Here is a 25838-nt window from a genome sequence, read left to right on the forward strand (position 1 = left end):
CTGAAGCAGACGAGAAGAGTTTTTGTCTGGGGCTACTTACCTCCGGGGCGTGCCAGTCTCCTAGACGATCCCGCCGCCGGCACCGGAGACCTCCGGACGAATTTCCGCGACCTTGGCCCGGTAACCGGCGGCCCGATAGGCGGCGACAGGGTTGATGGCACCGCCGCTTTCAAGGCGTGCCATCGCCAGGATCGGCTCGACATCGGTGCGGAAGGCGGTCTTCAGCGTCGTCGTCGCCATCAGGGCGTCGTTGCCGTCCTGGTAGCCTTCCAGTGCCTTGCGATCGACGAGAAGTGCCTGGGCATAGGCGCGCTGGACTTCCATGGCGGAAGTCATGAGGCTTTCGATGGGGTCGGTGACGTTGTGCGACTGGTCGAGCATGTGGGCCGGATCGAAGCCGGGCGCCTGCCGCTGCTCAGCATCCACCAGCTCGTTGAAGACCAGGAACAGGCGGTAGGGATCGATGGAGGCGGTGTCGAGGTCGTCGTCGCCATATTTGCTGTCGTTGAAATGGAACCCGCCGAGCTTGCCGAACTGGATCAGCCGGGCGACGATCATCTCGATATTGATGTTGGGCCCGTGGTGGCCGAGATCGACGAGGCAGAAGGCTTTCTCGCCGAGCTCCCGCGCGATCATGTAGTTGCTGCCCCAGTCCTGGACGACGGTGGAATAGAAGGCCGGTTCATACATCTTGTGTTCGGTGAAGAGCCGCCAGTCATCCGGCAGTGCTGCGTAGATCGTCCTGACGCTGTCGAGATACCGCTCGAACTGGTGGGTGAAATTCGCCTGGCCCGGGAAATTGGAGCCGTCGCCGATCCAGACTGTCAGTGCTTTCGAGCCGACCGTCCTGCCGATCTCGATGCATTCCAGATTGTGCTCGATGGCTTGCTGGCGCGTGGCCGCGTCCGAGTGGGTGAGCGAGCCGAATTTATAGGAGAGGGGCTGACCGACCTGATCCTGGAAGGTGTTGGAATTCATGGCGTCGAAGCCGAGCCCGAGTTCGCTGGCCTTGGCTTTCAGCTCGGCCGGATTGGCCTTGTCCCACGGGATATGCAGCGAGACAGTCGGCGTTGCCCTCGTGAGTTGCTGAATGACGCCGCAATCTTCCAGCTTGTCGAAGATATGGCGTGGCTCGCCCATGCCGGGGAAACGGGCAAAGCGCGTACCACCGGTGCCGACGCCCCAGGAGGGAATTGCGACACCATAGGCGGCGACCTTCTGCTTGATCGCGTCGATGGCAATGCCGCGCCGGTCGAGTTTTTCTCCGAGGGTTTCGTAGTCGCGCTTCAGCTCCTGGGTTCGCGCTTCGTTTTCCCGGGTGACCAGCGTTGTGTCGATCATCATCTTGAGATCCTTTCCGCCCCAAAGAACCTCATCCTGAGGAGGGCCGCGAGGCCCGTCTCGAAGGATGGGCCGCTTGTTCGGAGTATGCCGCCCATCCTTCGAGACAGCGCTGGCGCGCTTCCTCAGGATGAGGCTGTGCCTTGTTGAATTGCCTTACCGCGTGAAGGCCTGGACGTTGCCGGCATCGACATTGAGGATGTTGCCGGTCGATTTTGCGGAAAACTCCGAGGCAAAGAAATAGGTCGCCTCGGCAATGTCCTCCGGCAGTACCGACCGCTTCAGGAGCGACCGCTGACGGTAATGCTCCTCAAGCTCGGTCGTGTCCTTGCCATAGGCCTCGGCCCGTTCCTTCAGCCAGTCGCCGGACCAGATCTTGGAGCCGCGCAGGACCGCATCCGGATTGACGACATTGACGCGGATGCCGTCCGGTGCCCCTTCGAGGGCCAGGCAGCGGGCAAGATGCAGTTCCGACGCCTTGGCGGTGCAATAGGCGCTGGCACCGGGGGAGGCGGCGAGGCCGTTCTTGGAGCCGATGAAGACGATGGAGCCGCCGATACCTTGCTGTTTCATGGTCAGGAAGGCGGCGCGCGAGACAAGGAAATAACCGGTCGAAAGGATCGACATGTTGCGGTTCCACAGATCCAGCGTCGTCTGCTCGATCGGCGCCGACGAAGCAATGCCGGCGTTGGAGACGAGGATGTCGACGCCGCCGAATTCCAATGCTGCGCGGGCGAAACTGTCGGCAACTGCCTCTTCGCTGGTGACGTCCATCGTCACGGTGCGAACCACATCCTTCGAATGCCGGGAAGTCAGGTTCTCCGCGGTTGCGGCGAGTGCTTCCGCATCGATATCGGCGAGGACCACGCAGGCACCTTCGCGCAGGAAGCGTTCAGCCGTCGCGGAACCGATGCCACCGGCGCCGCCTGTGACAAGGGCGATCTTGCCGGCAAGGCTTTTCGGCTTCGGCATCCGCTGGAGCTTTGCTTCTTCCAGGAGCCAGTATTCGATGTCGAAGGCCTCCTGTTCGGGGAGGCCGCAATAGGTGGAGACGCTGGAGGCACCACGCATGACGTTGATTGCGTTGGTGTAGAATTCGCCCGAAATGCGGGCCGTCGCCTTATCCTTGGCAAATGTGATCATGCCGACACCCGGAACCAGATAGACGACCGCATTCGGATCGCGGAGTGCTGGGCTGTCGGCGTGTTTGCAGCGCTCGTAATAGGCGGCGTAGTCGTCGCGATAGGCTTCCACGGCCTCACCGAGACCGGCAAGCGTTGCTTCCACATCAGGCGCGGCGGGATCTAAATCTACAACAAGCGGGCGGATTTTCGTGCGCAGGAAATGGTCCGGACAGCTGGTGCCGAGCGCTGCCAGCGCTTCCATGTCATTGGCGCAGACGAATTCCAGCACCGCATCGCTGTCGTCGAAATGGCCGACCATGTGATGCTTGCCCGAGACCATGCCGCGGATTGCCGGCATCACGCGGGAGGCAATCGCCCGGCGTTCGGCGGGACCAAGCGCGCGGTGCTTCGAACCGCCAAAGGCAGCCTTGCCCTCGGTCTTGCCTTCGAACCAGGCAATCGCCTTGTTGATGATTTCGAGCGTCGTCTCGTAGCAGGTCCTGGCATCATCGGCCCAGGTGAAGAGACCGTGGCTTTCCAGAACGACGCCCCGGGCATCCGGATTTTCCAGGCAGAATTTCTCCAGCCACAGGCCAAGCTCATAGCCGGGGCGTTTCCAGGGCAGCCAGCCGATGTCGTTGCCGAAGATCTCCTGCGTGATGGCCTTGCTGTCGGCGGCCGCCGCGATTGCGATGATCGCGTCCGGATGCATGTGGTCGACATGTTTCTTCGGGACATAGGCATGGAGGGGCGTGTCGATGGAAGCCGCGCGCGGATTGAGGTTGAAGGTGCAATGGGGCAGGTAGCCGACCATCTCGTCTTCAAAGTCGACGCCCCGGTAGATGCCCTTCAGCGCCCGGAGTTTCTCCATATAAAGCGTCGCGAAACCGTCCATCTTGATGGTGCCGACGTCGCCGCCGGAGCCCTTGACCCAGAGAACCTCCGCCAGGTCGCCGGTCAGCGGATCCTTTTCCATGGCCTTGGCAGAGGTGTTGCCGCCGCCATAATTGGTGATGCGCTTGTCGGAGCCGAGGAGGTTGGAGCGATAGAGCAGCAGCTCCGCTTCGCTCATGCCGGATGCCTTCTGATCGTCCCACAGGTTTGCGAGCCGGGACCCGGCGGCGGAATTCAACATCTTTTCCTCCCAAGAAAGCCTGACAGCTTACATCTCATTGTCTAGAAACTCGCCTGATCGGATCCTGATGTCAATCAAAAACGATCAATATCGATCATATTGCACTGCAAAATGATTATTTATGATTTTTTATGATTGACAATGACCGGTATTGGTGGAAACGTTTGATCAACGGGAGGACTACATGCACGAGAAAGAGCGCCACAGGATCATCTTATCCGCAGTCCAGGATCGTCCGGTCGTGACGGTGCAGGAACTGGTGGCGTTGACGGATTCCTCCGAGGCGACAATTCGCCGGGACATTGCCCAGCTTCACGTACAGAAAAAACTGCGCCGGGTGCGGGGCGGGGCGGAGAGCATTCATCCGCCGCAATTCGTCGGCCTGGCCGGTCGCCCCTTCAGCGTCAACGAGACGATCAATATCGCTCAGAAACGCGCAATCGCGCAAAAGGCGGTCGAGCTCTGCGAGGACGGCGACGCGATCATCATTAACGGCGGCACGACTACTTTCCAGATGGTGCATCCGCTGGCGACCAAGCGCTGCCAGGTGTTCACCAACTCGTTTCCGATCGCCGAGCATCTCCTCAAGAATTCCAAGAACACCATCATGCTCTCGGGCGGGGTGATCTACCGCGAACAGAACATCATCCTCAGCCCCTTCGACAATGATGTGACGCGGAATTTCTACGCCAAGCGCATGTTCATGGGGGCGCAGGGCCTGGGGCCGCTCGGTCTGATGGAAGCCGATCCGCTGCTGATCCAGGCAGAGCAGAAGCTGATCGGCCAGGCGGACGAACTGGTTGTTCTGGTGGATTCGTCCAAGTTCAGCGCCCGTTCCAGCCTGATCCTGTGCCCGCTCGACCGGATAACGACCGTCATCACCGACGACCGGATCCCGGACAATGCGGCCAACATGCTGGAACAGGCCGATATCAATCTGATCGTGGCGGAGGTTAACGTCACACAGAGTAAGGCAACCTCGAACGGGTAGCCGGCATTCTGCCGGAACCCAGGGAGGGCCGGCAGCTTACTGGGGCATCCCGCGTTCTATGATCGCGGACAAGAGGCTCCAGCACTTGAGAACGATCAACTTCCTGCATTCCGGGGAATGCTGGGTGATCTTTGGGAGGAAGCAATGAAACTCTGGAAATCTCTTCTGGCTGCAACGGCTGTCGCTGCGGTCTGCATGGCCGGTCCGGCGCAGGCGGAAACCAAGCGCATTGCGCTTGTCGTCAAGGCCCTCGGCATCGGCTTCTTTGAAGCGGCCGCAAAGGGTGCCGAGGAAGCGGCCAAGGAACTCGGCGATGTCGAGATCATCTATACCGGCCCGACCGACACCACGGCGGAAGGCCAGATCGAAGTCATCAATGCACTGATCGCCCAGAAGGTCGATGCCATCGCGATCTCCGCCAACGACCAGGATGCACTGGTTCCGGCCCTGAAGAAGGCCATGGACCGCGGCATTACCGTCATTTCGTGGGATTCGGGCGTGGCACCGGATGGCCGCCAGCTGCATCTCAACCCGTCTTCCAACCCGCTGATCGGCAACATGATCATCAAGCTCGCTGCCGATCACCTGCCGGATGGCGGTGACGTCGCCGTGCTGTCGGCTTCCGCGACCGCCACGAACCAGAACACCTGGATCGAGGAAATGAACAAGGTCAAGGACAACTATCCGGGCATCAACGTTGTGGCGACCGTCTACGGCGACGACCTTGCCGACAAGTCCTATCGCGAAGCCCAGGGCTTGATGCAGACCTATCCGGACCTTAAGGCCATCATCGCTCCGACCTCCGTCGGTATCGTTGCTGCCGCCCAGGCTGTCTCCGATGCGGAGAAAGCCGGTCAGATCAACGTGACGGGTCTGGGCCTGCCGTCCGAGATGGCCGGTCACATCGAATCCGGTGCGTCCAAGTCCTTTGCGATCTGGAACCCGATCGATCTCGGCTATTCGGCAACCGTTCTTGCCTATAACCTTGCCTCCGGCGCTGCGGAAGCAAAGCCGGGTGCGGAAATCCCGATGGGTCGCATGGGCACGCTGACGCTTAACGACAACAACGAAGGCGCCATGGCCGATCCGTTTGTCTACGACAGCTCGAACATCAACGACTTCAAGGACATTTTCTAAGCGCAACGCTTGGATCGGCAGCAATCGCTGATAGTGTCAAAAGACCCGGTGCCTCGGCACCGGGTCAAGCAAACCGGAAACCACTCAAGACTTCGGGACATGGTCATGCTTGCGAACACGCAGGGCATCGCGGACGTGCATCCGCAATCAGGAGAAGGCATGGCGCCCGTACTGTCCCTGACAGGCATCTCCAAGTCCTTCCCGGGCGTGAAGGCGCTCTCGGAGGTTTCGCTGGAGCTTTTTCCGGGCGAGGTCACTGCGCTCGTCGGCGAGAATGGCGCCGGCAAGTCGACCATCGTCAAGATCCTCACCGGCATCTACCAGCCGGACGAGGGAGAGGTTTCCATCAACGGCCTGCCCATGATCTTCCCGACCGCGCAGGATGCGGGCCGGGCAGGGGTGACGGCCATCCACCAGGAAACCGTCCTTTTCGACGACCTGTCGGTGGCCGAAAACATCTTCATCGGCCATGCGCCGAAAATGCGTTTCGGCCTGATCGACCGCAAGGAAATGGTGCGCAAGGCCAAAGCGCTGCTCGACCGGATCGGGGCGCGCATCGATCCGAACGTGACGCTGAAGGAACTCGGCATTGCCAACAAGCACCTGGTGGCGATAGCCCGGGCGCTCTCCATCGACGCCAAGATCGTGATCATGGACGAGCCGACCGCATCTCTCTCCCACAAGGAGATCGAGGAAACCTACGAGCTTGTCGAGCGGCTGAAGGCCGAGGGCAAGGCAATCCTCTTCATCAGCCACAAGTTCGACGAGATCTTCCGCATCGCCGACCGTTATACGGTGTTCCGGGACGGCCAGATGGTGGGCAGGGGTATGATCGCCGATGTCGGTGAACAGGAACTGGTCAAGCTCATGGTCGGCCGCTCGGTGGACCAGGTGTTTCCGAAACGGACGCCGAAGCTCGGCAAGGAAGTGCTGAAGGTCGTCGGCTATTGCCATCCGACCGAATTTGAGGATATCGGCTTCACACTGCGCGCGGGTGAAATCCTCGGCTTCTATGGCCTTGTCGGCGCCGGGCGCAGCGAATTCATGCAGGCGCTTTTTGGTGTCACCAAACCTTCGAAAGGCGCAATCCGCATCGACGATCAGGTTGCCGTCATCCGTGATCCCAACGAGGCGATCCGGCACGGCATCGTCTACGTGCCGGAAGACCGCGGCAAGCAGGGCGCCATCAAGGGCCTGCCGATTTTCCAGAACGTGTCGCTGCCGTCGCTGAAGGAAACGTCGCGCAAGGGCTTCCTGCGGCTGGCGGAAGAATTCAAGCTGGCGCGAGACTATACGCAGCGGCTGGATCTGAGGGCGGCTGCGCTCGACCAGGACATCGGCGAACTTTCCGGCGGCAACCAGCAGAAGGTGGTCATCGCCAAGTGGCTGGCGACGAAACCGCGGGTGATCATCCTGGACGAACCCACCAAAGGCATCGACATCGGCTCCAAGGCGGCCGTGCACGAATTCATGGCCGAACTTGCCGCCGAGGGCCTCGCTGTCATCATGGTCTCCTCTGAAATTCCCGAGATCCTCGGCATGTCGGATCGGGTGATCGTCATGCGCGAAGGCCGCATCGCGGCAGAGTTCGAAGGCGACGACCTGACGCCGGAACATCTGGTGCGGGCAGCGGCCGGCATCACGGAGGTGCACTCATGATCCGGTCTCTTATCAAATCGCGTGAAGCCATTCTGGCCGCAGCCATTTTTGTTCTGGTCGTTGCCATTGCCTCGCGCTTTCCGGCTTTCGTCACGCCGTCAAACCTTGCCAATGTCTTCAACGACACCGCGCCGCTGATCATTCTGGCGCTGGGCCAGATGGCGGTGATCCTCACCCGCTGCATCGACCTGTCGGTTGCTGCCAATCTGGCGCTGACCGGCATGGTGGTCGCCATGTTGAACATGGCGATGCCCGGTCTGCCGGTGCCTGTCATTCTCGCTGTTGCGGTGTGTCTCGGTGCGCTGATGGGGCTGGTGAACGGCCTGCTTGTGTGGAAGCTCGACATCCCGCCGATCGTGGTGACCCTCGGCACCATGACCATCTATCGCGGTATCATCTTCGTCATCTCCGGCGGGGAGTGGATCAACGCCCATGAGATGAGCGATGCCTTCAAGGCATTCCCGCGCGAAGTCGTTCTCGGCCTGCCTGTCCTTTCCTGGATCGCGATCCTCGTCGTTCTTGCCTTCGTGCTCCTGATTGGACGCACGCCACTCGGCCGCGCCTTTTTCGCCGTTGGCGGCAACCCGCATGCGGCGGTTTATACCGGCATCGATGTCGGCCAGACCCAGTGCGCTGCCTATGTCATCTCCGGCGCGCTCGCCGGGCTCACCGGATACCTTTGGGTCGCACGCTACGCGGTCGCCTATGTCGATATCGCCGGCGGATTCGAGCTGGAAGTGGTCGCAGCTTGCGTCATTGGCGGGATTTCGATTGCCGGGGGCATCGGCTCGGTCGGCGGGGCGCTACTCGGAGCGCTGTTCCTCGGTATCGTCAAGAATGCCCTGCCGGTGATCAATATCTCGCCCTTCTGGCAACTGGCCATTTCCGGCAGCGCCATCATCATCGCCGTTGCCTTCAACGCCACATCCAGCCGGACAAAAGGCCGGGTGATCCTGAAAAAAGCGGAGCACGCAGCATGAGCCTCGCCTCGACAGACCAGAAGGCCGCCCACCGCCAGATCCCCGACAGGCTGAAGACGCCGTTGCAGCGCTTTATGGTGAGCTGGGAAGTGCTCCTCCTTGCCGTCGCGGTCGCCGTCTTTACGCTCAACAGCTTTGCCTCGCCCTATTTCCTCGATCCCTGGAACCTCTCGGACGCGACCTTCAACTTCACCGAAAAGGCGATGATCGCCTTTGCCATGGCACTTCTGATCATCTCCGGCGAGATCGACCTGTCGGTCGCCTCGATCATCGCGCTGGCATCGACGGCGATGGGCTTTGCTGTGCAGATGGGGGCCGATACACCGGCGCTGGTGCTGATCGGTCTTGGTGTCGGTCTGCTCTGCGGTGCCTTCAACGGCTTTCTGGTCACCGGCCTCGGCTTGCCGTCCATCGTTGTTACAATCGGTACGATGAGCCTTTTCCGAGGTCTTTCCTATATCGTTCTCGGCGACAAGGCCTATACCGGCTATCCGTCCAGCTTCGCCTTCTTCGGCCAGGGCTATGTCTGGTGGGTGATCTCCTTCGAGTTGCTGCTTTTCGCTTTGCTGGCGGTGCTCTTTGCGGTCATCCTGCACAGGACCAATTTCGGCAGGGCGGTCTATGTGGTCGGCAACAATCCGGTCGGGGCGCTCTTCTCCGGCATCCGCGTGCCGCGCGTGAAATTCGCGCTGTTCCTGCTGACGGGCCTGATGTCGGGTGTCGCTGCCATCTGCCTGACCTCTAGGCTTGGCGCGACCCGGCCCTCCATCGCATTTGGGTGGGAACTTGAGGTGGTGACCATGGTGGTGCTTGGCGGGGTTAATATCCTCGGCGGCTCGGGATCGATCCCGGGCGTCGTCATCGCCGCTTTTGTTATGGGAATGGTGACCTTCGGCTTCGGCCTTCTGAATGTGCCCGGCATCGTAATGTCCATCTTCATCGGCCTGCTGCTCATTGCCGTCATTGCCCTGCCACGCATTGCCGGGCGCATCCTTGCCAAAAGGAAGGCGTAGGCCATGGAGAAATACGCCTTCAAGATGCTGCTCAATCCGGGCATGGAAGCCGAATACCGCAAGCGACACGACGAGATCTGGCCGGAGCTGGAGGCGCTTCTGAAGGAGGCGGGTGTCAGCGATTATTCGATCCATCTCGATCCGGAAACGGGCATTCTCTTCGGTGTCCTCTGGCGCAAGGACGGTCACGGGATGGAGGAGCTGCCGAACCATCCTGTCATGCAGAAATGGTGGGCGCACATGGCCGACGTCATGGCGACGAAGCCGGACAACGAACCAGTCGCGGTGCCACTCAAAACCGTCTTTCACATGGACTGACGCGGAATGGCTCATCCCCGGCATGTCGGCGTCATCGATATCGGCAAGACCAACGCCAAGGTGGCTGTGGTCGATCTGGCGGAGGCCCGGGAAATCGGCGTGCTGACGCGGCCGAACACCTTTCTTACCGGTCCTCCTTATCCGCACTTCGATCTCGAGGGACACTGGCAGTTCATCTGCGACGCACTCGGCGACCTGCATCGTGCCCATGGCATCGACGCCCTGTCGGTGACGACCCATGGGGCAAGTGCAGTGTTGCTGGATGCAGACGGCAATCTCGCCGCGCCAATGCTCGACTATGAGCACACGGGCCCGGACGATCTTGCTGCCGAGTATGATGCCATCCGTCCCGATTTTGCCGAGACCGGATCACCCCGGCTCGGCATGGGGCTCAATCTCGGTGCTCAGCTCCATTGGCAGCTTCAGAGCGACCCGGGCCTGCTGGATCGTGTCGCGAGTGTTCTGACCTATCCGCAATACTGGGCTTTCAAGCTCACCGGCGTTGCTGCCAACGAGGTGACGTCGCTCGGATGTCACACGGATCTCTGGTGCCCTTCGGCAAACCGGTTTTCCTCGCTGGTTGAAAAGCTCGGTCTGACAGACAAGATGGCACCCGTGCGCAAAGCCGGGGAATGCCTTGGAACAATCCTGCCGGACATCGCCGAACGCACCGGCCTGCCGAGGGAGACCAAGGTTTCTTGCGGCATCCATGACAGCAATGCCTCGCTCTATCCGCATCTGATCCGACGTGACCCACCGTTTTCCGTCGTTTCCACCGGCACCTGGGTGATCGCGCTCGCAATCGGCAGCAAGTCCGTCCAGCTCAACCCGGCACGGGATACGCTGATCAACGTCAATGCCTTTGGCGATCCCGTGCCATCCGCCCGGTTCATGGGCGGACGTGAATTCGACATGGTGCTCGCGGGAAGGGCGAAGGATTTTACGGAAGACGATATCGGCGTGGTGCTCGACAGGGAAATCATGCTCTTTCCCGCTGTCGATCCGCGCTCGGGCCCTTTTCAAGGACGGAAGCATCGCTGGAGCATTGACGATGCGTCACTTTCCGATAGCGAACGCTTTGTCGCGCTCTCCTTCTATCTGGCGCTTGTGACGGCGGAGTGCCTGGAGATGACCGGTGCAGAAGGACCCGTCGTCGTCGAGGGACCGTTCGCGCAGAACAGGCTTTATCTGCAGATGCTGAAGGCGGCGACAGGACGTCCGGTCGATGCATCGGCAGGTTCGCTCACCGGAACCAGCATCGGTGCGGCTCTGCTGATGGCGGAGGCAGGGCAAAGGCAGGTCAGACAATCTTGCGCCCAGGATGATGGCTGGAACCTCGACCCGCGCTTACTCCGGTACGCCGAAACCTGGCGTGCTCGGCTCGGTTAGAACTTCTCCACTCCGAACGCGCATGGGTATCGCATTTGGTCGCCATCTCTATCAAATTTGCGTCCCGAAGTTGCCTCCACAGTGTCACCCCGGGCAAGCGTAGCGCAGAACCGGGGCCCACTCGCAGAGCCAATTACTGAAGTGCGCGACGAATATTGAAGGCAGACTGCATAATCCAATTCTCTGGAAATGAGTAGGCCCCGGGTCTCCCTTCGGTCGCCCGGGGTGACGCCGGCGTAATTCGGATAATTTTTCCAAATGCACTTGTTCTGACTATTAGGGTGAGGGAGGTGCACGCGGACGTGCCAACGCTTCGCCGATAGGCTTTTCTTATCATGAGCAAGCCGGTGCGACCCTTGATAACCGGTGCTTTCCCCTTTTCCGGAAAGCCATGATCCGGTATGTCAGCGGAAAGACCGGATCATCTGAAAATCGCCGAGCCCTGACATGAACGACATCGCCGACAGCACGGATATCGACGTTCCCGCACTTCTGCGGGGGGCACCGTCGAGCGTCGAATTCAAGAAGCTGCGCAAGCGGCTGCTGCGGCAGGCGCGCGAGGCGATTGCGGATTTCGGCATGCTGCCCGAGAGCGCTTCGCAGGGTGACCGGCCGAAATGGCTGGTCTGTCTCTCCGGCGGGAAGGACAGCTACACGTTGCTGGCGGTCCTGATCGAGCTGAAATGGCGCGGCCTCTTACCGGTGGACCTCATCGCCTGCAATCTCGACCAGGCCCAGCCGGGTTTCCCGGCCGATATCCTGCCGAAGTTCTTCGAGGACAACGGCATCGAGCACATCATCGTGCGCGAGGACACCTATTCGATCGTCACCGACAAGATCCCCGAGCACCGCACCTATTGTTCGTTGTGCTCGCGCCTGCGCCGGGGCATTCTCTACCGTGTGGCGCGGGAGCAGGGCTGCGAGGCGATCGTGCTTGGCCACCACCGGGAAGACATTCTCGAAACCTTCTTCATGAACCTCTTCCACGGCGGGCGTCTGGCCTCCATGCCGCCGAAGCTGATCAACGACGAGGGTGATCTCCTGGTTCTGCGCCCGCTTGCCTATTCCGCAGAAAGCGATATCGCCCGCTTTGCCACCGGCATGCAGTTCCCGATCATCCCGTGCAATCTGTGCGGTTCGCAGGACGGCCTGCAGCGCGAGGAGGTCAAGCGCATGCTGCAGGGCTGGGAAAAGGAAACGCCCGGCCGCCTTGGCGTCATGGCCCGCGCCCTCGGCCACACCCGCCCCTCGCATCTGCTCGACCGGTCGCTCTACGACTTCGTCAACCTGCGGCCTGCAGAAGGTGGGGCTGCGGAAGCGGGCGAGGCCGAGGAACCGTGTGGGGCAAGCCTGGCGATGACGGCGAAGCTGTTTGCGGCGGAGTGATCCGGTTGCGGTGAAGTGATCCAGAGTGTGCTCCCCTCGAAAGCGGGGACCCAGGAAACTTCATAATCTCAGAACGTTATGATCTGCTACCCAGGAGTCCCGGGTCCCCGCTTTCGCGGGGAGGACAGTGGGAGCGAGTGGATAAGACCTCAGGCAAACAGCTCTCTCAGCCACGCCTCGACCCTTTGTGCGGCTGGTTTCCTCGGTGAGGCGCTGTCACGCTGCAGCAGATAATGCGTGCGCACCGACGGGATGCTGACGTCGAAGGGCACACAAAGCCGCCCGCTTGCTTGCAGCCGTGCCGCGACTTTTCCCAGCAGCAGCGCAACGCCGCCATTCGCAACGGCCAGTTCCACCGCGGCAAGGGACGTATCGACCGTGACGCCGGAGCGCTTCTCCGGCTGTGGCAGGCTCAATGCTTCGAAGGTGCGGGGCCAGTGATCGTCGAAGCCGAGAATGTGAATGCGCGGGTGGTCGAGCAGATCAGTTGGTAACTTCAACCTGGTTGCCAGATCCGGAGAACACACAGGCACGATTGTTTCCGTTCCCAGTGGTTCGGCCTGGGCACCTGGCCATGAGCCGGTTCCAAGGCGGATCTCGATATCCGTGCCGGTGTCGAGGGCCGTGTCCGCCCAGATGGCGGAGAGCAGGCGGATATCGAGCTCGGGATGGTCCTTCCGGAGCCCGGCAAGGGCTGGAGAGATGATGAGGACGGTCTCGGAAATCGGCGCGCGGATCGTGACCGTGCCGCGCGTCCGGTTGCCGAAAAGATTTTCGGTCGAGGCGGCGAGCTCCTGAAGTGCTTTTCGCACGGAAGGCAGATAGGCGCGGCCGCTGGCCGTCAGATCCACCTTGCGGGTGGTGCGCTCCAGAAGCTGGTGGCCGAGCTGGCTTTCCAGCGAACTGATATGGGTGCTGACGGCGGCCTGTGTCAGGCCAAGCTCGGCACCGGCGGCGGTGAAGCTGCCAAGCCGGCTGGCGGCTTCAAAGCTTCGGAGCCAGAGCAGGTTGGGAAGCGGGTTCATTGGTCTTATTCATAAAAATTTTCGAGTAATTCACGATATTAATATCATTTCTCTGTTTTTGAAGCGAGGCGCAAAGTGGGGCATCAAACCCTGCTTCACGAAAGGCGCTTCTCATGCGGGTCGGTTTCATCGGATTGGGCAATGTCGGCGGAAAACTGGCCGGCAGCCTGCTGCGCAACGGCATCGACGTCACGGTGCTGGATCTCAATCCTCTGCTCATGGAGAGCTTTGCTGCCAAGGGCGCCGCCCGCGGCGAAAGTCCGAAACATCTCGCCGAGACCTGCGATGTCGTCATCACCTGCCTGCCGAGCCCGGCCGCCTGTGCAGCGGTTGTTGAGGGGCCGGACGGAATTCTTGAAGGCATCGGACCGGGCAGGATTTGGGCGGAAATGTCGACGACCGATGCCGGCGAGACCAAACGTCTCGCGGACCTGGTCATTGCCAGGGGCGGTGGGGCGATCGAATGCCCTGTCTCCGGCGGCTGCCACCGGGCGGCGACCGGCAATATTTCGATCTTTGCAGGCTGTAGCCGGGCAACCTTCGAGCGCATGTTGCCTTTGCTGACGGTGCTTGGCCGCCGCGTGCTGCATACGGGCGAAATCGGTTCCGCGTCTGTGCTGAAGGTGGTGACAAACTATCTTGCGACCGCGAATCTGGTGTCCTGTGTCGAAGCCCTGACCACCTGCAAGGCGGCGGGCATGGACCTCAACACCGCCTATGAGGCAATCCGGATCTCCTCCGGCAATTCCTATGTCCACGAGACCGAAAGCCAGGTGATCCTGAACGGTTCGCGCGACATTTCCTTCACCATGGATCTCGTTGCAAAGGACATAGGTCTTTTCCAGAAAATCGCGGAAAAGCACGATGTTCCGCTGGAACTGTCGCCGCTCCTCATCCGGATTTTCAATGACGGCATCGAACGTTACGGGCCGCGGGAACTCTCCCCGAACATCATCAAGCGCCTTGAAGAGGCAACCAGTCTGGACGTTCGTGCGCCGGGCTTCCCCGCCGAAATGGTTGACGACGAACCCGAAGAAGCCGGATATGAAGTGGTGCCCGTCAGAGGCGAAAAAACGAATCCGGATTTCAGGGAGGCAGCAAGCGGATGATCGAAAAGCGGCAGTTCTATATTGGTGGAGCCTGGGTCGATCCGGTCGAACCGAAGTCCCTTGAGGTGATCAATCCGGCAACCGAGCAACCGGTTTCCGTCATCTCGCTCGGCAACGCGGCCGATGTCGACAAGGCGGTCAAGGCGGCGCAGGCAGCCTTTGCGACCTGGTCGGAGACCAGCGTCGAGGACCGCGCCGCCCTGCTGGAGCGCATCATCGCCATCTACGAGCGCCGCTTTTCCGAAATGGCCGATGCGATCCGCCTGGAAATGGGCGCGCCGAAGACCTTCGCGCGCGAGAGCCAGACCCCGGCCGGGTCCGGCCACCTTCAGGCGACGCTGGATGCGCTTCGGGCGCATGTCTTCGAGCGTCCGAGCCCGCGTGGCGGCAGCCTGCTGCGGGACGAGCCGATCGGCGTCTGCGGTCTGATCACGCCCTGGAACTGGCCGATCAACCAGATTGCGGCCAAGGTGGCACCGGCTCTGGCCGCCGGCTGCACCATGGTGCTGAAGCCGAGCGAGATCGCGCCGCTCTCCGGCCTGCTCTTTGCCGAGATCCTAGACGAGGCCGGCTGCCCGGCCGGTGTCTTCAACCTCGTCAACGGCGACGGTCCGGGTGTCGGCGCTGCGATGTCCGCCCATCCGGGCATCGACATGATGTCCTTCACCGGCTCGACCCGGGCCGGCGTTTCCGTCAGCCAGAACGCAGCCCACACCGTCAAACGCGTGGCGCTGGAACTCGGCGGCAAATCGGCGAACCTGCTCTTTGCCGACGCCGATCTGGAAACTGCCCTGCGCACGTCGCTCAACGGCTGTTTTGCCAATACAGGCCAATCCTGCGATGCGCCGACCCGGCTTCTGGTGGAGCGCAGCGTCTATGAGGATGCAATCGCGCTCGCCGGCAAGATCGCGGCGGAAATAAAGGTCGGCAATCCGGAGGACGAGGGCGGCCATATCGGACCGGTCATCAGCGACCTGCAATATGAAAAGATCCAGGGTCATATCGAACGCGGCATCGCCGACGGGGCCCGGGTGGTCGCCGGCGGACCCGGCAAGCCGGAAGGCTTCGAGACCGGTTATTTCGTCAAGCCGACAATTCTGGCCGATGTCAGCAACGACATGTCGGTGGCCCGCAACGAGATCTTCGGCCCGGTGCTGGTGATGATCCCGTTCGAAACGGAAGACGAGGCCATAGCAATCGCCAACGACACGCCCTATGGCCTTGCCGCCTATATGCAGACAGGCGATCCGGAGCGTGCAAAACGCGTTTCCCGCAAGCTGCGCGCCGGCAGCGTCTATATCAACGGCGCCAGCCCCGACTATGACGTGCCCTTCGGCGGTTACAAGCAGTCCGGCAACGGCCGCGAATTCGGCGAATTCGGCCTGGAGGACTTCCTGGAGCTGAAGGCGATCACCGGCTGATCGCGAGGCGACTGAACAGCTTTCAGAGAAGCAATGAAGGTTAAGGGGCCGGTGCACGGCCCCTTACCGATTCTATAGCACCACGATCTCGGATCCGGCCGGAACCCGGCCGTAGAGGTCGATAATATCCTGGTTGATCAGCCTCACGCAGCCGCTCGATACGGCTGAGCCGATGGTCCAGTATTCGGCCGTGCCGTGGATGCGGTAGAGCGTATCCTTGTTCCCCTGGAAAATATAAAGCGCTCTGGCACCAAGCGGGTTTTGCAGGCCGGGCGGCATGCCGCCATTGCGCCAGCTCCATTTTTCCAGTTCGGGCTCCCGCTGGATCATCTCTTCCGGCGGAGTCCATTTGGGCCAGGGCGCCTTTCGTGCGATCCGTGCCCGGCCGGACCATTCGAACCCGGCACGGCCGAGGCCGACGCCATAGCGCATCGCCTTGCCGTTCTCCTGAACGAGGTAGAGATAGTAATTGCTGGTGTCGACGACCAGCGTGCCGACTTTTTCATTGGTCGGATAGTCGACTTGCCTGCGGTAATAGCGCTCGGGAACCTTTTTCAGGTCGGCCGCCGGGATCGGGAACTGCTCTTCGGGCATGGCACGGTACATGGTCAGGTATGCCGGGTCCTGCCAGGGAGCCAAAGGTTGCTGGGGAGCTGTTGCCATACAGCCGCTGACGGCGAGCCCGGCAAGGCTCGCCGATCCGGCGAGAAAGGATCTTCTGGAAACGATCGTCATGAGTAGGCTACCGGCCTGTCTGTGGATGGGGAGAGATAAACCGGGCGGGCCGGTCGAAGTGCAATCGGTGTTTCGAGCTGTGGCCGCTCATGCCCGGAACGAAAGTCCTCGGGCTTGCGGCCTCGCTGGCTCGCGGTATGGGCAGCGGGATGCGCTCTGCTGGGTTTGCGCGGTCGCATAATGTTTCCTGTCTTAATGGCGAACGGTTGCCCTGTCGGAGCAACAGGGTCTCGGCAGGCCGTCGTCGGCCATCCAATGTTGCGGGCTGTGCCGGAACCTCTGCGGCCCGGATAGCGTTCAGCCTGCGATGGGAGGCTGGTCGTGCAGGAAAGGCAGGCGATCCCTCAGGACGGGCGGGGGAGCCGATTCCGGCGAGCCTTCTGACTGGGGAAGGTCCAGCGATGAAACGCCGATTTGGGAAATGTAATCGGGGCCGCAGCCGAACGGCCTTGTAGGCGTTCCGGTCTTGGTGTCGGGTGCGCACCATTTGGCCTGATATGCAGACAGAAGCGCATTGTTGCCTGCGCTCTCCGCATTCTGAGCGATTGACTGCTCAACAGCGCGAAGGCTTTTGGGGGCCGTGAAAGCCGACGCGGATGTGACGCCGGCAAACAGAAAGATCAGCAATGTGATCACGAGGTTGCGCATCTAAGTTCAGTACCTGAGAGAGGGCTCAAATTCCATAATTCGGTTGTTCACAAGCGCGTAATCGTGAAATGAGGTCAAACCGCGGCCAACGTGGCCGCCAGGCCGGGTAGCACCTATGCGTTTTGCGCAAGGGTGAGACACCGAACCCGTCGGCAGGGTGATTCCCGGCAGCTGCACTGGACAGCCTGCTGCAGGGTTAATATCTGTGGTGCATGACCATCCGCGCGCAGCAGACATCGAACGACTACGGCATCCTGGTGGACAGGCTTGCCGGCGAGGTGACAGCCTGGCGCGGCGAGGCGGTGCTGGCGCGGTCATCCCGGGCGCAGGTCATGTATGAGACCCGGTTGCCGCCGGTGGTCTATTTTCCGGAAAGCGACGTGCATGCGGGGCTGGAAGCCGTGCCGGACTTCCGCACCTTCTGCCCCTTCAAGGGCACGGCCTCCTACAATGATGTGGTCGCCGGCGGCGAACGCATTGAGAAGGGTGCCTGGTGCTATCGCAATGCCTTGCCCGAGGGGCGGGCGGTGGACGGCCATGTCGCCTTCATGCCGGGCGTCGCGACGCATATCGAGCATCAGGGCGATCCGATTGTTGCTCGGCCTGCCGGCAACATCACCGGCCCGACCGTGGACTGGCTGCTGCGCGAAGCCTGGACGGCAAAGACGCCGGAAGACCTCGTCTCGGCGCTGGGTGCCAAGCTGGCGGAAGACGGCATTGCGGTCTGCCGCATCAGCATCCTGATCTGGTCGTTGCATCCGATGGTCGCCGGCCGGCATTTCGTATGGACGCGAGAAACCGGCGAGGTGCAGAGCTATGCCCCGTCTTACGAGACCTTGGAAAGCCCGGCCTTCCGTCTAAGCCCGTTGCAGCATGTCGCCGACGGGCTCGGCGGCATTCGCCAGAAACTCGACAGCAACCCGGACGAATTCAATTTTCCGATCATGGAAGATCTGCGCCAGCAGGGCGTGACGGACTATGTTGCGATGCCTCTGCCGTTCTCCAACGGCCGCATCAACGTTCTGACGCTTGCTTCCGATCATCCAAGCGGCTTCACTACCGCCAATCTCGGACTGGTGTTCGAATGCGCCGCCCTGATCAGCCGCCTCTTCGAGGTCTTCGCACTCACCTCCAACGCGACGTCGCTGTTGGAGACCTATCTCGGCAAACGCACAGGTGCGCGGGTGCTCGGCGGCGAGATCCGGCGCGGCGACGGCGACATCATCGACGCAGCGATCCTGTTCTGCGACCTCAGGAACTCCACCCGCCTGGAGACGGAGCTGGGCCGGGAGGCCTATGTGGCCGAGCTCAATCGCTTCTTCGAAGTCACCACCGATATCGTCAATGCGCATGAGGGCGAGGTGCTGAAATTCATCGGCGATGCCGTTCTGGCGATCTTCCCGGCAACCGGCGGGCATGGCCAGGCCTGCCGTCAGGCGGTGGCAAGCGCTGAGGAGATCGTCCGCCGGCTGAAGGACCCGGAGGACGACGACGGCCGCCTGCCGCTTGCCTGCGCCATCGGAATTGCCTTCGGCGAAGTCACCTATGGCAATGTCGGTTCGAAGGAGCGGCTGGATTTCACGGTGATCGGCAGCGCCGCCAATATCGCCGCCCGCCTGGGCGACCACGGCAAGGTGATCGGCCACGAAATCGTGGCGACGGCGGAAGTGGCACTGGAAGCCGGCCTGCCGTCGATGCCGCTCGGGCCGGTCGAGCTACACAATGTCTCCGGGCCGGTGGCGGCACATGCGGTTACGGTGCTGGCTGGTTGAGTGGATGAGGGGACAGGCTGCCATCCAGCCGCTTCCAGCCTTTCGGCTCTCGATCCAAATTCCACCTCATCCTGAGGAGGACCTTCAGGTCCGTCTCGAAGGATGGGCGGCAAACTCCTCGCAAGTGGCCCATCCTTCGAGACAGCGCCATGGCGCTTCCTCAGGATGAGGTCGTCAAATGGAATTGGCTAGCTCAGGAATTCAACGCACCGTGTTCTCGCCGTTGAAACCGCCCATAGGCTGGTTACGGACGAGAATGACGAGACCTTCCTTGCTTGGAATGGAATCCTTGTGTGCAACGCCACCATAGTTGGCGCACAGTTCCTCGGCGCTCTTGGTCTTTGCCGGCGTGAACATGGTGATCGCCTGGCAGTCGACACGGCGCAGTTCGCTGTCGGTGGTCACGCCGCCGGAAACGGCAAGGCCGGCGCCGACAAGCGCCAGAACGAAGGTGGAGGTGGCTGCAACTGCAATCTTGTTCATCGTCCCCGGTCCCATTTCCCGGCCCTGAAATCCTTTGATAGGGCCCTGCGGTATGGTCGGAGAATGGCGGAACGCACCTGTACTCACCCTGAAATCCGCATTCACCTTGCATTCAGCTTAGGTGATTCGACATTTTTTGCCGAGGTCATGCCTCAATTCGGCCGGATTCGATTCGGGTTAACGTTGGATAAAGTGCAAGTCTAGGTGGTTTTGACGGGGGGGCTCCTTGCACTCCGCGTTCGGGACAATGGAGGCGCAGCCGAGCGCAGGTCCGGGACCAGTGCCCGGCTTGAACGGGTATCCGGACATATTTCGCGCGGTAAGCGCGGCTTTTGTTTTTTGCGGAGGTCGCTGCGCTCACGCTGAATCGCCGGGTTCCGGATCAGCGCGCAGCGGTGCTGCACTTGTCCGGAATGACGGAAGATGCGGAAAAGAAAAAGGGACGGCAAAACCGTCCCTTCAATTCATGGTCTTCAGAAACGGGTGCTGACTCAGGCGGTCTGCTGGCTCGTCGCGACGCCTTTTTCGGAGAGGAGACCCTGCAGTTCCTGGTTCTGGAACATCTCGCGGATGATGTCGCAACCGCCGACGAACTCACCCTTCACGTAAAGCTGCGGGATGGTCGGCCAGTTGGTGAATTCCTTGATGCCCTGGCGCAGTTCGTCGTCTTCCAGAACGTTGATGCCCTTATAGGGAGCGCCGACATAGTCGAGGATCTGTACGACCTGACCGGAGAACCCGCATTGCGGGAAATTCGGCGTGCCCTTCATGAAAAGCACAACGTCGTTGGTGTCGACTTCGTTCTTGATCCAGTCCTGGATGCTCATGGGTTTCCGTCCTTTGTCTCTTGCCGTCGATCTGGCCGCCTATCTGGCGAAGCCTGGCGGCATATTCAAGTGCGCGCAGGGCCTGCGCGGCAATCTGTCAAGCGGGAGCCGGTCAGTCCGGGGCCTTGGTCTGCAGGGCGAGGGCGTGCAGGGCACCGCCCATGTTGCCTTTCAGAGCTTCATAGACCAGCTGGTGCTGCTGTACGCGGCTTATGCCCCGGAAGCTTTCCGAGACGACATTGGCCGCATAGTGGTCGCCGTCTCCAGCCAGATCCCGGATCTCGACCCGCGCATCAGGCAGAGCTGCCTTGATCAGGGTCTCGATCTCGTTTGCGTTCATCGGCATGGTGCGTCCATCCTTACCTTAAGTTCCTGAAGGGCAAACGGCTTATGCCGTCGCCATGTAATTCGGGAACCAATTCTCGTGCGCTTTTTTCAAGTTTGCAACGGATATGGTGAGGATGCCCTCAACAGTCAAATCCGAGCCACCCGTTGTGCCGATTTGTTGAACGTCGACACCGGCATCCAGAATGTCCTCCAGCACGGCTTCGACCTTGTCCTGCGAAACTGTGACGACGTAGCGGCCCTGGTCTTCACCGAAGAGCGCGGCATGAGCCGGGCCTTCGACGGAAACCGTTGCGCCGAAGCCGCCGGACATGGCCATTTCAGCGAGCGTCACACCGAGCCCGCCAGACGAAATGTCATGGACGGCGGTGAGGCGCGCCGCGCCGATCAGCTGGCGCACCAGCGTGCCACGGCGCTTTTCCGCCCCAAGATCCACCGGCGGCGGTGCGCCTTCTTCACGGCCGAGAACGTCTGCAAGGTACTGGGAAGCGCCGAGATGCGTGCCGTTGCCACCGATCAGGAGAATCGCATCGCCTTCATTGACGAAGGCGGCACCCACGCGGACGGTGACGTCCGGCAGCAAGCCGACGCCACCGATGGCCGGGGTCGGCAGGATCGCTTCGCCGTGGGTCTCGTTGTAGAGCGAGACGTTGCCAGAGACGATCGGGAAGTCGAGTTCACGGCACGCTTCGCCGATGCCTTTGATACAGCCGACGAACTGGCCCATGATTTCCGGCTTTTCCGGGTTGCCGAAATTGAGGTTGTCGGTCGCGGCCAGCGGCTCGGAACCGACCGCAGTCAGGTTGCGCCAGACTTCGGCAACGGCCTGTTTGCCGCCTTCGAACGGGTCGGCCTCGCAGTAGCGCGGCGTGACGTCGACGGAGAAGGAAAGACCCTTGCGGGTGCCCTCGACGCGGATGACGCCGGCGTCGCCGCCCGGCGTTGCGGCCGAGTTGCCTTGGATCAGCGTGTCGTATTGTTCGTAGACCCAGCGGCGGGACGAGCCGTTGGCGCCGCCGACAAGGGTCGTGAGGGCCGCGGCATAGTCTGCCGGCTCCTCGATCTCGGATGCCGTCAGGACCGGGCGCTTCTTGGGCTCGACCCACGGGCGATCGTATTCCGGGGCTTCGTCGCCCAGTTCCTTGATCGGCAGGTCGGCGACGATCTCGCCCTGGTGCTTGATGATGAAGCGCAGCGTGTCGGTGGTCTTGCCGACGATGGCAAAGTCCAGGCCCCACTTCCTGAAGATTGCCTCGGCCTCGTGCTCCTTTTCCGGACGCAGCACCATGAGCATGCGCTCCTGGCTTTCCGACAGCATCATCTCGTAAGGGCTCATGTTCTCTTCGCGCACCGGCACCTTGTCGAGATCCAGCTCTATGCCAAGGTCGCCCTTGGCGCCCATTTCAACGGCGGAGCAGGTGAGGCCGGCAGCGCCCATGTCCTGGATGGCGATGACGGCGCCCGTGTCCATCAGTTCCAGGCAGGCTTCCAGCAGGCATTTTTCGGTGAAGGGGTCACCGACCTGAACGGTGGGACGCTTTTCCTCGATCGTGTCGTCGAATTCGGCCGACGCCATGGTCGCGCCGCCGACGCCGTCACGGCCGGTCTTGGCGCCCAGATAAACCACGGGCAGGCCGACGCCCTCGGCCTTGGAAAGGAAGATCGCATCGGACTTCGCAAGGCCCGCCGCAAAGGCGTTGACCAGGCAGTTGCCGTTATAGCGGGCATGGAACTCGACTTCGCCGCCAACCGTCGGGACGCCGAAGGAATTGCCGTAGCCGCCGACACCGGCAACGACGCCGGAGACGAGGTGCCTGGTGCGCGGATGGTCGGGTTCGCCGAAGCGCAGCGCGTTCATCGCAGCCACCGGGCGCGCGCCCATGGTGAAGACATCCCGCAGGATGCCGCCGACCCCGGTCGCGGCGCCCTGGTAAGGCTCGATATAGGACGGGTGGTTATGGCTCTCCATCTTGAAGACCACGGCCTGGCCGTCTCCGATATCGACAACGCCCGCATTCTCTCCCGGACCCTGCAAAACACGCGGACCTTTGGTCGGCAGTGTCTTCAGCCATTTCTTGGATGATTTGTACGAGCAGTGCTCGTTCCACATGGCGGAGAAGATGCCGAGTTCGGTGAAGGTCGGCTCCCGGCCGATCAGCTCCAGAATACGCTCGTATTCATCCGGCTTCAGACCGTGGGAGGCAATCAGTTCGGGCGTGATCTTGATGTCGTTCGGGATCATGTCGTTCCACTGTTTTTAGCCAGTGTTTTTGGCCACTGGGTGGGGCTGCGGCGGCACGGGCAGGCAATGATGCCGCCGTTTAGCAGATTGTCCCTCAATTTGGGAGCCTTGGTGAGCAAAGAAATTCGACAAAATTGGCTGCAAGTGACGCCGCCGGGTTTCCTTACGGACCGAACGCACACAAGCGGGCGCCTTCCGGTTGAAGCCAGCCGAATATTTGGAGCGGCGCCACAGGTAAGGAGAGAGAGCGGGGAGGTACGGACTGGGAAGCAGAAATGGCCGCAATGCGGGAATGCTTGTGCCTGCGAGGGCTGACTTGACAGATTAGGGCAGTTGTCCTAATTGAGCTTTAGGGCAAATGTCCTAAAACCGTCGGGCGATTTGAAAAACGTCCGCTCCCAAAAACCGCAAACCCAGTCAGGCATCCGCCGCCGATGAAACGTGGAGGACCAGTTCGTCCGCGATCGGGATTGCCTTGCCGTGAGGCAATGCAGGGACGGGTTTAAAGAGGAAGGAATTTTAGTGGTGCAAGACCTGATTAAGCAGGCCTCGTCGCTGTGGGCAGCCGCTCTCGTGGCGGTGGCACTTGCGGGTTCGCCGGCGATGGCGGAAAGCGACCAGGCGGGCAGGAGCCCATGGGGGCCGGAAGACGAGATTGGCGCGCTCAACATGATGAGCGACGCATCGCGGCTGGAGATCCTGCAGCGGATCGATGCTGGAAGGGTTTATGATCTTGGTGTGGAGCTCTTCGTCGGCATGCCGGATTGTTGCAGTGCAGCCTTCGGAGATCCGACCTACCAGATGATGATGCTGCACACACCGGCGCGCGGAGATGGCAGCACGGAATTGCTGTCGCATTCCAGCGAAGCCGTTTCCATGAATACCCATACGGGAACGCATATCGACACACTCAGCCATTTCGGACTTCACGGGAAAATCTGGAACGGTGCCAGCGCCAACGAGGCGCTCGGCGCGCGCGGCTGGGCGAAATCGGGTGCGGAAAAATATCCCCCCATCGTTGCCCGCGGCGTGTTGATTGACGTAGCGAAGGCCAAGGGGGTGGATGTGCTGCCGGCGTCTTACGCCATTACGGTGGAAGATCTGAAAACCGCGCTAGAAGGGCAGGGAACCGCACTCCACAAGGGAGATGTGGTGCTCATCCGCACCGGGCAGATGAGTCTTTGGCCGGACAAGTCGAAACTGTCGCTGTTCAGCCAGTCAGGGCTCGGCCTGGAAGCCGCAAGGTGGTTGGCAGAGGAGCAAGAGGCGATGGTGCTCGGCGCAGACAACCTGGGTCTGGAAAGTTTCCCGTCGTCAGACCCGCATAATTTCGCACCGGTGCATTCCTACCTGCTGGCGCAGAAAGGTGTCTCGTTCATCGAGCTTCTGTGGCTGGAAGATCTCGCGAGGGATGGGGTGCATGAATTCGCCTTCATCACATCGCCGTTGAAACTGCGTGGCGCGACCGGGTCGCCGATCCGGCCGATTGCGATCCCCGTCAAGAGCGGCAACTGACGCTGTTCAGTCCCCGGCGGAGCACGGGTCTCCGCCGGGGTGGATAGCTGCGGCGCATCTTCCCCCATTCAGAAACGATCGGCATTCCCGGCAAATCCTGAGAAGGGCAATGCGGAATGACGCCGCCGATCAGCTGATGGTCCTGGAAATGGGGAGCCGCGGAATGACAAGAAATCCGATATTTCACCGTTAGCTCAAGGCATTCATGAGCACATAGCCGGTATAAGCGACGTAAGCCAGGAGCATGATGGCTCCCTCGCGCCGGGAGATGCGGCCACCTGTCATGGAGAAGAACAGTAGGACCGCCGTGGCGCCCAGCAGGACCCAGATGTCGAAGCTCATGATCTCCTGCGGGATCGTCAGCGGCGAAAGCACAGCGGTAAACCCGAGAATTCCCAGGATATTGAAGAGGTTGGAGCCCAGGATGTTGCCAAGCGCGATGTCGGTCTGACGCTTGAGTGCGGCAATCACCGAGGTCACCAGTTCGGGCAGGGAGGTGCCGACAGCGACGATGGTGACGCCGATCACCGCATCGCTCACCCCAGCCGCCTTGGCAAGGCTCGTGGCTCCGCCGACCAGGAAATGCGCGCCGGTGAGGATCATTGCAAGGCCGCCGAAGGCCATGACCAGATTGAGGGTCAAACTGCCGGGTTTTTCTTCGCTCATGACAAGCTGTACTTCGCCGCGGTGAAGGTCGGCCGAAGGACTGTTGACACCCTTTTCCATGCGGTAGGTGATGACGAGATAAGCGGCGAGTGCCAGCAGGAGAGCAATGCCTGCTTCCCGTCCGATAAGACCGCTGAGCGCCAGACCGGCAAAGGCCAGGGCTGCAAGGGCATTGGCAGGGCCGTCGCGCAGAAGTGCTTTGGGATCGACCAGCAACGGCGAGATGACCGCGGTCAGGCCCAGGATCAGCAGGATGTTGGCGATGTTGGAGCCCGCGACATTGCCGACGGCGATGCCGGGCGAGCCGTTGAGGGCGGCCAGAACACTGGTCATGAGTTCCGGCGTCGAGGTGCCGAAGCCGACGAGCACCAGCCCGATCAGGAGTTCCGACAGGCCGAAACGCTTGGCGAGGCCGACAGATCCACGCACGAGGAGTTCACCGCCTGCAACCAGAAGAACGAGGCCAAGCGAAATCTGCAGAAATGTCATGTCGGGGATCCTGTTGAGGGAGTTTCCCGCAAATGGTGCGCGACTATGCAGAGCGCAATGGTGCGCAAGGCGGTGGGCAACAAAATTT

21 protein-coding genes are annotated in these 25838 nt (G+C 61.2%); 12 read left to right on the forward strand and 9 right to left on the reverse strand.

Annotated elements, in window-relative coordinates:
* Positions 1-60 precede the first annotated feature (60 nt).
* Positions 61-1344, reverse strand: a complete 1284-nt coding sequence (gene rhaI, locus ACX3M4_RS29665) for an L-rhamnose catabolism isomerase (protein ID WP_459356528.1) — start codon at positions 1342-1344, stop codon at positions 61-63.
* A 153-nt stretch (positions 1345-1497) separates the two neighbouring features.
* A complete protein-coding gene (locus ACX3M4_RS29670) occupies positions 1498-3600 on the reverse strand; it encodes a bifunctional rhamnulose-1-phosphate aldolase/short-chain dehydrogenase (RefSeq protein ID WP_459356529.1) in 2103 nt (700 codons plus the stop codon).
* A 184-nt stretch (positions 3601-3784) separates the two neighbouring features.
* Here ACX3M4_RS29670 and ACX3M4_RS29675 point away from each other — a divergent pair, with 184 nt between their 5' ends.
* From ACX3M4_RS29675 to ttcA, 8 genes are all read left to right on the forward strand, one after another.
* Complete coding sequence (locus ACX3M4_RS29675) at positions 3785-4591, forward strand: DeoR/GlpR family DNA-binding transcription regulator (RefSeq protein WP_459356530.1); 807 nt, start codon at positions 3785-3787, stop codon at positions 4589-4591.
* Positions 4592-4735: 144 nt separating this feature from the next.
* Complete coding sequence (rhaS, locus tag ACX3M4_RS29680) at positions 4736-5728, forward strand: rhamnose ABC transporter substrate-binding protein (RefSeq protein WP_459356531.1); 993 nt, start codon at positions 4736-4738, stop codon at positions 5726-5728.
* A 159-nt stretch (positions 5729-5887) separates the two neighbouring features.
* Complete coding sequence (locus ACX3M4_RS29685) at positions 5888-7387, forward strand: sugar ABC transporter ATP-binding protein (RefSeq protein WP_459359520.1); 1500 nt, start codon at positions 5888-5890, stop codon at positions 7385-7387.
* On the forward strand, positions 7384-8367 hold the full coding sequence (locus tag ACX3M4_RS29690; RefSeq protein WP_459356532.1) for an ABC transporter permease: 984 nt from the start codon (positions 7384-7386) through the stop codon (positions 8365-8367). The genes ACX3M4_RS29685 and ACX3M4_RS29690 overlap by 4 nt, the downstream gene beginning before the upstream one ends.
* Positions 8364-9380, forward strand: coding sequence for an ABC transporter permease (locus tag ACX3M4_RS29695; RefSeq protein ID WP_459356533.1), 1017 nt, complete (start codon positions 8364-8366; stop codon positions 9378-9380). Before ACX3M4_RS29690 ends, ACX3M4_RS29695 begins: the two co-directional genes overlap by 4 nt.
* 3 nt (positions 9381-9383) lie before the next feature.
* A complete protein-coding gene (gene rhaM, locus ACX3M4_RS29700; protein WP_459356534.1) occupies positions 9384-9698 on the forward strand; it encodes an L-rhamnose mutarotase in 315 nt (104 codons plus the stop codon).
* Positions 9699-9704: 6 nt separating this feature from the next.
* The gene (locus ACX3M4_RS29705) at positions 9705-11087 is read left to right on the forward strand and encodes an FGGY-family carbohydrate kinase (RefSeq protein ID WP_459356535.1); all 1383 of its coding nucleotides are present in this window, start codon (positions 9705-9707) and stop codon (positions 11085-11087) included.
* A gap of 447 nt (positions 11088-11534) precedes the next feature.
* The gene (ttcA, locus tag ACX3M4_RS29710; protein ID WP_459356536.1) at positions 11535-12473 is read left to right on the forward strand and encodes a tRNA 2-thiocytidine(32) synthetase TtcA; all 939 of its coding nucleotides are present in this window, start codon (positions 11535-11537) and stop codon (positions 12471-12473) included.
* 149 nt (positions 12474-12622) lie between these two features.
* On the opposite strand, the gene ACX3M4_RS29715 is transcribed toward ttcA, so the two are convergent.
* Complete coding sequence (locus ACX3M4_RS29715) at positions 12623-13498, reverse strand: LysR substrate-binding domain-containing protein (protein WP_459356537.1); 876 nt, start codon at positions 13496-13498, stop codon at positions 12623-12625.
* Positions 13499-13611: 113 nt separating this feature from the next.
* Here ACX3M4_RS29715 and ACX3M4_RS29720 point away from each other — a divergent pair, with 113 nt between their 5' ends.
* Positions 13612-14607 (forward strand): NAD(P)-dependent oxidoreductase, encoded by a 996-nt coding sequence (locus tag ACX3M4_RS29720; protein WP_459356538.1) that lies wholly within the window; start codon positions 13612-13614, stop codon positions 14605-14607.
* Positions 14604-16028 (forward strand): aldehyde dehydrogenase family protein, encoded by a 1425-nt coding sequence (locus ACX3M4_RS29725; protein WP_459356539.1) that lies wholly within the window; start codon positions 14604-14606, stop codon positions 16026-16028. Before ACX3M4_RS29720 ends, ACX3M4_RS29725 begins: the two co-directional genes overlap by 4 nt.
* Positions 16029-16100: 72 nt before the next feature.
* Here the strand turns inward: ACX3M4_RS29725 and ACX3M4_RS29730 are convergent, their stop codons facing one another.
* The gene (locus ACX3M4_RS29730) at positions 16101-16763 is read right to left on the reverse strand and encodes a L,D-transpeptidase (protein ID WP_459356540.1); all 663 of its coding nucleotides are present in this window, start codon (positions 16761-16763) and stop codon (positions 16101-16103) included.
* 860 nt (positions 16764-17623) lie between these two features.
* Here ACX3M4_RS29730 and ACX3M4_RS29735 point away from each other — a divergent pair.
* On the forward strand, positions 17624-19183 hold the full coding sequence (locus ACX3M4_RS29735) for a DUF427 domain-containing protein (protein ID WP_459356541.1): 1560 nt from the start codon (positions 17624-17626) through the stop codon (positions 19181-19183).
* A 201-nt stretch (positions 19184-19384) separates the two neighbouring features.
* On the opposite strand, the gene ACX3M4_RS29740 is transcribed toward ACX3M4_RS29735, so the two are convergent.
* The 4 genes from ACX3M4_RS29740 to purL all read right to left on the reverse strand — a co-directional run bounded on the left by ACX3M4_RS29740 (position 19385) and on the right by purL (position 23080).
* Positions 19385-19666 (reverse strand): antitermination protein, encoded by a 282-nt coding sequence (locus ACX3M4_RS29740; protein WP_459356542.1) that lies wholly within the window; start codon positions 19664-19666, stop codon positions 19385-19387.
* A gap of 491 nt (positions 19667-20157) precedes the next feature.
* On the reverse strand, positions 20158-20493 hold the full coding sequence (grxD, locus tag ACX3M4_RS29745) for a Grx4 family monothiol glutaredoxin (RefSeq protein ID WP_459356543.1): 336 nt from the start codon (positions 20491-20493) through the stop codon (positions 20158-20160).
* A 112-nt stretch (positions 20494-20605) separates the two neighbouring features.
* Complete coding sequence (locus ACX3M4_RS29750; protein ID WP_459356544.1) at positions 20606-20839, reverse strand: BolA family protein; 234 nt, start codon at positions 20837-20839, stop codon at positions 20606-20608.
* Between the two features lie 42 nt (positions 20840-20881).
* Positions 20882-23080 (reverse strand): phosphoribosylformylglycinamidine synthase subunit PurL, encoded by a 2199-nt coding sequence (gene purL / locus ACX3M4_RS29755; protein ID WP_459356545.1) that lies wholly within the window; start codon positions 23078-23080, stop codon positions 20882-20884.
* A gap of 525 nt (positions 23081-23605) precedes the next feature.
* Between purL and ACX3M4_RS29760 the strand changes: the two genes are divergently transcribed.
* On the forward strand, positions 23606-24595 hold the full coding sequence (locus ACX3M4_RS29760; RefSeq protein WP_459356546.1) for a cyclase family protein: 990 nt from the start codon (positions 23606-23608) through the stop codon (positions 24593-24595).
* A 189-nt stretch (positions 24596-24784) separates the two neighbouring features.
* On the opposite strand, the gene ACX3M4_RS29765 is transcribed toward ACX3M4_RS29760, so the two are convergent.
* Entirely contained in the window at positions 24785-25750 is a 966-nt protein-coding gene (locus tag ACX3M4_RS29765; RefSeq protein ID WP_459356547.1) for a calcium/sodium antiporter, read from the reverse strand.
* Between the last annotated feature and the right edge of the window lie 88 nt (positions 25751-25838).

Source organism: Roseibium sp. M-1 (genome assembly GCF_054515675.1).